This window comes from Bradyrhizobium oligotrophicum, assembly GCF_051168495.1.
Classification (GTDB): domain Bacteria; phylum Pseudomonadota; class Alphaproteobacteria; order Rhizobiales; family Xanthobacteraceae; genus Bradyrhizobium; species Bradyrhizobium oligotrophicum_A.
This window is the reverse complement of sequence record NZ_JBNPVB010000034.1, coordinates 22,716-31,591: the sequence shown is the minus strand read 5'-3', so window position 1 is coordinate 31,591 and position 8,876 is coordinate 22,716. Positions and strand designations below refer to the sequence as shown.

Here is an 8,876-nt window from a genome sequence, read left to right as displayed (position 1 = left end):
AACGACCTTTGCCGGAAGGGACTTTCACCCTCTCAAGAACCGCGCCTTTCCACGGCGCACCTTATACGCGATCTCCCTGGGGACCGGCTGTCTTGCCCCCATCACCCGCAGGCAGCTCATCAGCAACGCCCACAGGCTTGACCTCAGCACCGGGAGGCCAGGACCACGCGACTTCGTCGTGCGCTGGAATCGTTCGTCCGCACGGCAGAACCATGCTGCGACCCCAAAGCGCCCATCGCATCCCACCCCGACGTCCGTGACGACCGCGAAGCGTCCCCTCGTTGAGGCGGGACGGCACGGAGTAGAGCACGATTTCGGGGAAAGCGAAAGTAAAATTTTTGAGAAGCCGAAATTGTGACCTTCGAGGCGCACGAACGGCCGTCGTCGAGACGGGGGCGCTCCACTTCGGACCGCGGCTCTGTCGGACACTCCCTTTCAGGAACGACGATCGGCATGAGCGGCTTCGCGCAAGTCAAGAACGCGTGCACAGCGATGTGCGAGCCGCACTATGATGAACGAATCGGACGCCTGATCCGCCATTTTCCAGACTGGTCGATCAGCCGGCAGGCCGCCCCGCCCCTGGAAAATGCGCTCAGTCCCGCTAATATCGTCTGCAAGGAGCCGCACATGACCAAACTGCTCGATCAGGCGCTCGCGGCCGTTCGCCGCCTGCCGGCCGAGACGCAAGACGAAATTGCGCGTGCAATGCTGACGCTGGCTGGCGATGACGGCGAGCCGGAGGAGATTGCGCCTGCGCATCTGCCGGACGTGCTGGAAAGTCTTGCGCAGGCCAAGCGCCGCCTGTTCGCGACAGACACCGAGATCGAGGCCGCGTTCCGCCGCTTCGATCCATGAAGCTTCGCTTCACGCCGCGCGCAATCGAGAGCATCGCGGCGATCGCCGACGACATCCGCCTTCACAATCCTGCCGCCGCGCAGCTTGTTCGAGCCGCGATCTACGCGAGTCTTCAGGATATCGTTAACGTCGGTCGCCCGCAACGAACGAGCGGGGTCCGAAGTTCGTGACGCCCAGATACAGCTATCTCATCTATTACACCGTTGACGATGCAGCGAACGAGATCGTGATCCTGAGCGTCAGACATCCGGCCCAGGAGCGCGAGCGCGACGATGCTCGAGGTGGCGGATGATCGAATGCACTGATCGGCGAGCACACCGGTGGTTGCATTGAGATTGTTTTTTCGTAGCATCGGCGGCATGTCCAAGAGCCTTGTGACCGTCCGCAGCCATTTCAACGACCGCGTCGCACATCTGGCGCTGATCTGCGCCGTCCTGCTCGGCACCACCTGCGAAGCGATTGCACAGAGTTCGAACCCGAATGCCCTGCAGGGATTCGTGCAGAACCGCGATCAGCCGATCCAGATCGAAGCCGATGCGCTCGAGGTGCGGGATAAGACCAAGCAGGCCACCTTCTCCGGCAATGTGAAGGTCGTCCAAGGCGACACGACGATGACGTCGAAGAGCCTCGACGTCTTCTACACGGCCGCCGCACAGCCCTCGTCCAGCGCGAGCGATGCGGCCAAATCAGGTCCGCCGCTGCAATCGGCCTCGCCCGGCCCGAGCGGCAGCTCCGCGATCAAGCGCCTGGAGGCGCGCGGCAATGTCGTCGTCACGCAGAAGGATCAGGTCGTCACCGGCCAGAGCGCGGTGTTCGACACCAAGACGAATCTGATCACCATGCTCGGCGGCGTCGTGGTGACCCAATGCCGCAGCGTGCTACGCGGCGACCGCCTCCTGGTCGATATGACCACAGGCGTTTCGCGGGTCGAGGCCGACGGCAGGGTCACGGCGTCGGTCAATCAATCGTCAGAGGGAGGCTGTGGAACGCCATCGGCCACGCCGGGGGCGGCGCCAAAGTCGAAGAAATGATTCGACAAGTCACACTGACCACGCCATGGACCGCATGCGAGAGGCCCGACGCACCGCCCGCTCGCGAGTGGCAGGGAAACACTCCTGTAAGCGAAGGAGGACTATGCAGCGTCACCGGAAGCCCTCCATTTCCTACGACGACGCCTTAAGTCGGCCGACGAGGGACAAGAATACCGCCCTCGCCCTGAATCGCAACTCGACGGCCTGACCGCTGTCCCTTCGCAAAGCCGACCACCTTTCGTGGACTCTCGGTGGACGCGGCGGAACATTCTGGTCAGAAGGCAGTTCGCCCAGGTTCCGGCACACGTCTGGCCCAACACGCTTTGTTGTCAAAGGGTCCCCCTGATGTCACCGTCCGATCCGGTCAGAAGTGCTCACGATGGTCGTCAACGAAGGTTGCTCATCGTGTTGGCGTTGGGCTTCGTCGCCTTTGGTGCCGCTACGGCCGGCCTCTTCTACGTCTTGCAGCCCGAGACGCTTCGGATCGCCGTTGGACCGGCAGGGAGCGACGACTACCAGGTGGTCCAGGCGATGGCCGACGCCTTCAGTGAGGACAGCAGGACCGTCAGGCTCTCGCCGCTCACGACCGGGGGAGCGGCTGAATCGCTCGCCCTGCTCTCCGCCGACAAAACCGACCTGGCGGTCGGCCGCGGCGACCTTGGCATGCCGCCCGACGCGCAAACATTGGCCATTCTGCGGAAGAATTACGTCGTCCTGTGGTCGCCCTCCGGGCGACGCAACAACGAGCCCAAGAAGAAGAAGAAGGCTGGCGGCAAGATCGGAGAGATCGCGCAGCTGGCGGGTCACAAGGTCGGCATCATCGGGAGGACCGGAGCAAACGTCGCCGTTCTCCGCGCCATTCTGGAGGGCTCCGGCGTGCCGCCCGACAAGGTGACCACGGCTCAATTCGGGACGGACGAGATCGAGAAGCTTGCGCAGGATCCGACCCTGGATGCGTATCTCGCCGTCGGTCCGCTCGACAGCAAGATCACGGCGGATGCCATCGCCGCGACAGCCCGGACGCGAGGCGCTCCCACCTTTCTTCCGATCGACGCATCGGAGGCCATTGCTCTGAAGCACCCGCGCTACGAGGCCGAGGAAATTCCGGCCAGCGTCTTCAACGCGCAACCGGCCTGGCCGGAGGACAAGGTCGACACGATCAGCGTCAATCACCTGATCCTGGCCAGGAAGGAACTGTCCGAAGCCAAGGCGGCAGCCTTCTACCGGCAGCTGTTCGCGCTCCGCGACACGATCACGCAAGGCGTCGCCGGCGCGTCCCACATCATGAAGCCCGAGACGGACAAGGAGACCGAACCCTCCGTGCATCGCGGCGCCGCGGCGGTCATCAACGGCACGGAGCGAACCTTTCTGGACAAGTACAGCGACTACTTCTGGTTCGCGCTGCTTCTGCTTTCCGGCATCGGTTCGGCCGCCGCCTGGCTGCGTCGCTTTCTGAACCGCGACGAACCGGACGACGACGACAGCTGTCGCAACCGCATTCTCGCCGCCGTGTCGGAGGTGCGCAATGCGGTGTCTGAAGATGATCTGCTGACACGGCAGCGCGAAGTCGACGCGATCATCGGCGAGACGCTCAAAGCCTACGACGATGGAGCCATCGAACAAGAGGACCTGACCGCATTCGGTCTGGCCCTTGAACTGTTCAATCATGCCATCGCCGAAAGGCGAGCGACGCTGCAGAGCGGCCCCGCCGATCCAAATTGGACGACGGGCCCAACCCTCGCCTCCCGGCGCTAGGCACGTCCGGCTCACGCGGTCGTCATCGGCGACTTGGATCGCAGCGAACTGCTGCTGCAAGTTTCGGCTCTGCCGAGGACGGTGCCCTCAGGTCAGCAGGTGGCCCTGCGGCGGGCGCCCAATGTCTATCTGGGGTCACAGCTTCACGACTGATGGTCGATTTCGGGCTCGGCAAGGTGAAGCGCATCCCCGGCGCGGCCTCGGTCAACTATGTCGACGGCAATACCGGCGACGTTGCGGTCGTGGTCAGCGTACCGATGGGGGACAGCGGATTCCAATCTGAAGTGGACTCTACGAGTTTCGGAACGAGACCTACACTTTCGGCACTGATGTCGACAGAAATGAATATGGCTTGCGCGGGGGCCCACCACACTCAACTAATGATTACGCTTGCAGGAAACGCAACTCACGTGCTTATTTGATCCGCTTAATTTTCTCCAATTTTGAGGAAGCGACATGACATTAAAAGGAATGTTTCAAGCTGACTCCAGCGGACAAACTATTCTTGGTGAGGTAAACTCACAACAAGAGAATGTTCATACGGTTGTTAATGTGGACACAGGGATAGTCATTGTGTCTGGTCAACAGATGTTTCATGAGCAACGAACAGGCCAGTCCGTCGGCAATACCTTCATTCAACCGGTTAGTCCCCTAAAATTACACAAGGGGCAGTCCGCTGTTTTTTACGCTTACTACCTAAACGTAGTCGGCGAAAAAGATCCAAATAGTAAAGATGGCCCGGCATATGGAGCGGGAACATTTGAGATTGAGAAGCTCGGCGTAAAGTAGACGAATGGAAAAGTCGACGAAGACAAGATTAGACTAACTTACTACAGAGTTCATTCAGCGGCGCCTTAAGTCAAGTTGGATTGTACGCTGAGTGGCGCGGGTGGAGCAACGGGCGTTTTGCTGAACTGTCAGGGTTGCGCAGCCGATCGCCCGTTGCGGTGAGGTTGGCGGCAAAGGCCGTTAGGGTCGGGCCGCGGATTACGGTGACGAATTACGTTGACGCTGCATAAAAACTATCAGCTCGCCTCCACCATGCGCGGCTTCCTCGGATAGCGGACGGACGGCCTACTGAGCCCGCTTGACGTCTGCTGAGGACCGCTCCGATCGTGGACCCGCGATCCGCTTCGGGCACAGACAGAAGATCATGATGCGATCCCCCCGGACTCGCATCATGACCTCAGAGCCTCGTCTGCGCGGCGACGGATCGCGGGCGCGGCGCTCAGCGCCCCTTCTTCGTAGCGCTCTTCTTGGCTCGCTTGGCGGTCTTGGTCGCGGTCTTCTTCGCCGGACGCTTCGCCGTCTTCTTGGTCTTTGCCTTCTTCGCAGCGGTGGTCTTCTTCTGAGCCGTCTTCGAGGCCTTCTTCGCGACCTTCTTCGTCGTGGTCTTCTTGCGGCCGGCCGAGGTCTTGGCTGCAGCTGCGGTCTTCTTCGGGGCCTTCTTGGCCGGCGGCTTCGCAGGCTTGGTCGTCGCAGCCGGTGTCTTCGTCGGCGTCTTGGCCGGCTTGGTGGAGCCGGTGGGCTTTGCGGGCTTCGTCGGCGCCGGCGGTGTCACGGCCGCGCCACCTCCCCCCGCCGCCGATAGCCAGAACCGCAACTCCGGCGACTTCTCCTCGTCCCCCTTGATGTACCTGTCCTGCCAGCTGTCATCACCCTGCAGCGGCTTGCCGAAGATTTCGGGGTGCTGCTTGAGCAGGAAGCGCCAAGCGTAGTGGTCGTAGAGGTCGAGGACGTGGCAGGCATAGGCTTCCGCGAGGGCGCGGTGGCCGCGGATGATCAGCATGTTCTCGTCGTTGTTGTGCGAGGCGCGGAAGCCGAGATTGTGCGAGCCGGTGACGACGACGCAGTCGTCGCTGAACGGATCGATCACCACGATCTTGTTGTGGATGATGGCAAAGCCGTATTTGGCGAGCTCCTTTTCCCACTTGCCGAACGCGTCCTGCACCGCGCCGGCCGGCACGCCGCGGAAATCGATGCTGCCCTTGTCGCCCGGCTTCTTCGGCTTGCCGGACTCGCCGACCACCTTCACCTCGGGCGCGGCGTCGTCCGCGCCGTCGTCCGCCGGGCCTTCCGAACGGCCGCCGGCATGCAGCGACTTCGAGAATTCGGTCGCGCGCACCGGGCTGGTCAGCGCGCCGCGCACGAACAGATCCGGCTTCTTCGCCAGCAGCTCGCCGGCCTTGTTGAGGATGGAGTTGTTGCCGGGATCGAAGGCGAGGAACAGCACGGCATGCTTGGCCCCGTCCATCAGCTCGAACACGCGGCCCATGTCACCCGGCGTCTTCGGGGTCTTGCCGAGCTTGCTGGCTGTGTTGGGCGAGAACATCGGCTCGACCGTGACGCCGTTGCCGAGCTTGACCGGCTTGCTTATCGAATTCGCATTGTTGGCGCGGGCGAAGTCGCGCAGCGTCTTCGACTGCAGCTTGGCCTTGTCGCCGTCGGCGGCGTCGACATCGGCCTTCAGCGCATTCCAGTACGACAGATAGCGCTCGGCGAGTTCGGGGCTCTCGACCACCAGCGCATTGTTGGTCTGCGTGCACAGGCCGGTCGAGGTCCAGTTGGTCGAGCCGGACAGCACGGCCGTGGGCTTGTCGTTCTCGGTCAGCACCATGAACTTGTTGTGCGGGATGCTGCCTTTGCCGAGAATGCGGTCGATCACGGTGACGCCGGCGGCCTTCAGGTTGGCGCGGTTCTCGGCGTCGGCGTCATCGCCATCCTTGCCCTGCTCGTTGCCGAGGATGACGGTGCGGCTCGCCGGGTTCTGATGCAGCTGCTTCTCGAGCCCGTTGGGATCGTTGAGCTCGTAGAGCGCGGCATGGATGGTGCCGCGACCATCATCGGCGCGCTTCAGCAGCGAGGTCAGGCCGTCCTGCAACTGGCCCATCAGGCGGATGCGGATCGGGTCATTGGGATCGAGGATGTGCGGCGCCAGCGCCGGGACGCTCGGATGATCGTTCAGCGCATGCGTCAGCGCCTGGGTCGCGGTGATGCCGCGGTTGAAATAGACCTGGAACGGCGGCCGCTCCGGCGTCAGAGTGACCTGATTGCTCTCCAGCGGATCGACGCCGGCGAGCGGCGTCAAGGTCTGGCCGGGCGTGCCGCCCATCGGCACGATGCGGTATTTGTAGGTGCCGCCGCGCTTGGCCCTGAGGTCCTTCCACCAGAATTTCTGCACCGGCGCCTGGTCGGTATCGAGGCCGTCGGCGGTCTGGCCGGCAAAGCGGGCCAGCGCCGGCAGCACCGTGTCGGTGTTATCGGCGAGATCGATGCGATGAATGGCGAAGCCGAGACAGCCGTCGAGGCGGCGATCGAAGGTCCAGGCGACGACGGCAATATCATTGTTGGAAAAGGCAAGCGCGGGCATGGCGGCACTCCTTGTCTGACAAGGGTATGTCGCGTGGTTGTGACAAGGGTTCGACACATCCGGAACAGGAAGTGGAGAGCGGAGGCGGCGCGGGTGATGGTGCGGTGCGGGAGGGAGCGCTGCGGCGTTCATCGGGAGGCCGGATTTTGGAGTCGCCCAGGCGCCTCCGATGACGCTGCGCTCCCTCTCCCCGTTCTTACGGGGAGAGGGCTGGGGTGAGGGGCAGCCGCACGGGAATTATCTGTGCTAGCCCTTCCGCATTCACGCCAGGATCGCGGCTAGAGCCTCACGATCAGGGGCTTCGTGTGCTGAGCGAGGTCAATAGTAGCGCCTGATGAAATACGAGCGAGAGTTATAGCGCTCACCATTCGCACCACCCGAGCCGCAGCCCCTCACCCCGACTTGCCTTCACTGCTCATCGCAGTCGAGTGTATCATGGCCGTAACGGCGGACAGAGCGTGCCTCAGGCCACGCCCGGCTTGCCGCGGGTGACGTAGCGGCCATTGCCTTTCGCGCCAACCAGCTGGCCGTCGCGCACGACGAATTTGCCGCGCAGCATCGTCGCGACCGGCCAGCCGGTGATGTCGATGCCTTCATACGGCGTGTAGTCGGAGCCGTGGTGCAGGCTGGACTGGCTGATCTTGGCCGTCTTGGCCGGATCCCACAGCGCGATGTCGGCGTCATAGCCGATGGCGATCGAGCCCTTGCCTTTCAGGCCGTAGGTCTTGGCGTGGTTGGTGGCGGTGAAGGCGACGAACTGGTTCAGCGTGATGCGGCCCTTGCCGACGCCTTCCGAGAACAGGATCGGCAGCCGGGTCTCGACGCCGGGAATGCCGTTCGGCACCCAGCGGAAGCTGGTGCGGCCCTTCGGCGTCAGCTTGCCGGCCTCGTCGTCGTAGCGGAACGGGCAATGATCCGACGAGAACAGCGAGAACACGCCCTGCTGCAGGCCTTCCCAGCATGCCTCCTGGCTCGCCTTGTCGCGCGGCGGCGGCGAGCAGACATATTTGGCGCCCTCCATGTTGAGGCCCTGCATGTCCTCTTCGGTCAGCACCAGATATTGCGGGCAGGTCTCGCCGTGGATCTTCAGGCCGCGGACCTGCGCGCGGCGGATCTCCTCCATCGCCTCGCGGTTGGAGACGTGGACGATGACGATGGGAACATCGATCAGCTCGGCCAGCGAGATCGCGCGATGCGTCGCCTCGCGCTCGACCGGGATCGGCCGCGACTTGCCGTGATAGTACGGCGCGATCTTTCCGGCGCGCTCCAGCCGGTCGGTGAGGAAGCGGATGGCGTCGTAGTTCTCGGCGTGGATCTGGACCAGCGCGCCCTGCTCACGCGCGACCTGCAGCACGCCGAGGATCTCGTAGTCGTTCAGCGCGAGCCCTTCATAGGTCATGAAGATCTTCAGCGACGAATAGCCGTCGGCAACCAGCGCCGGCAGCTCCTGGCCGAGCACGGCATCGGTGGGGTCGGCGATGATGAGATGGAAGGAGTGGTCGACGTAGCAGGCGTTGTCGGCCAGCGCGTGGTAATCCTTGAGCGCCGCGCGCAGCGGCTGGCCCTTCTCCTGCAGGCAGTATGGCATCACGAAGGTGTTGCCGCCGAACGCCGCGGCGCGCGTGGCGCTCTCGAAATCGTCGGCCATGACGATGCCGGGGCCGGAGGGCTGGCTGATGTGGACATGGCTGTCGATGCCGCCGGGCAGCACCAGCAGGCCCGTCGCATCGACGATCTCGTCGGCATCGGTGATGGCTTCACCGATTGCGGCAATGCGGCCCTGTTTGATGGCGACATCGGCTTTGAACGTGTCGCTCGCGGTGGCGACGGTGCCGTTGCGGATGACGGTGTCGAAGGCTGCCATG

Annotated in this window: 7 protein-coding genes; 5 read left to right on the top strand and 2 right to left on the bottom strand. The window is 63.3% G+C overall.

Annotation, left to right across the window (positions count from 1 at the left end; genetic code table 11):
• The first annotated feature begins 453 nt into the window (after positions 1-453).
• The 5 genes from ACQR1B_RS34875 (at position 454) to ACQR1B_RS34855 (ending at position 4,430) form a co-directional block, all read left to right on the top strand.
• A complete protein-coding gene (locus tag ACQR1B_RS34875; RefSeq protein WP_434837485.1) occupies positions 454-855 on the top strand; it encodes a hypothetical protein in 402 nt (133 codons plus the stop codon).
• Between the two features lie 359 nt (positions 856-1,214).
• Positions 1,215-1,886 (top strand): LptA/OstA family protein, encoded by a 672-nt coding sequence (locus ACQR1B_RS34870; protein ID WP_434837484.1) that lies wholly within the window; start codon positions 1,215-1,217, stop codon positions 1,884-1,886.
• A gap of 345 nt (positions 1,887-2,231) precedes the next feature.
• Positions 2,232-3,641 carry a TAXI family TRAP transporter solute-binding subunit gene (locus tag ACQR1B_RS34865; RefSeq protein ID WP_434837483.1) on the top strand — a complete coding sequence of 470 codons (1,410 nt, stop codon included), beginning with the start codon at positions 2,232-2,234 and terminating at the stop codon, positions 3,639-3,641.
• Positions 3,642-3,793: 152 nt separating this feature from the next.
• Positions 3,794-4,063, top strand: a complete 270-nt coding sequence (locus tag ACQR1B_RS34860) for a hypothetical protein (protein ID WP_434837482.1) — start codon at positions 3,794-3,796, stop codon at positions 4,061-4,063.
• Between the two features lie 34 nt (positions 4,064-4,097).
• Positions 4,098-4,430, top strand: coding sequence for a hypothetical protein (locus ACQR1B_RS34855; protein ID WP_434837481.1), 333 nt, complete (start codon positions 4,098-4,100; stop codon positions 4,428-4,430).
• 439 nt (positions 4,431-4,869) lie between these two features.
• Here ACQR1B_RS34855 and ACQR1B_RS34850 read toward each other — a convergent pair whose 3' ends face one another.
• Positions 4,870-7,011 carry a phospholipase D-like domain-containing protein gene (locus tag ACQR1B_RS34850; protein WP_434837480.1) on the bottom strand — a complete coding sequence of 714 codons (2,142 nt, stop codon included), beginning with the start codon at positions 7,009-7,011 and terminating at the stop codon, positions 4,870-4,872.
• A 463-nt stretch (positions 7,012-7,474) separates the two neighbouring features.
• Entirely contained in the window at positions 7,475-8,875 is a 1,401-nt protein-coding gene (gene hydA, locus ACQR1B_RS34845) for a dihydropyrimidinase (protein WP_434837479.1), read from the bottom strand.
• Between the last annotated feature and the right edge of the window lies 1 nt (position 8,876).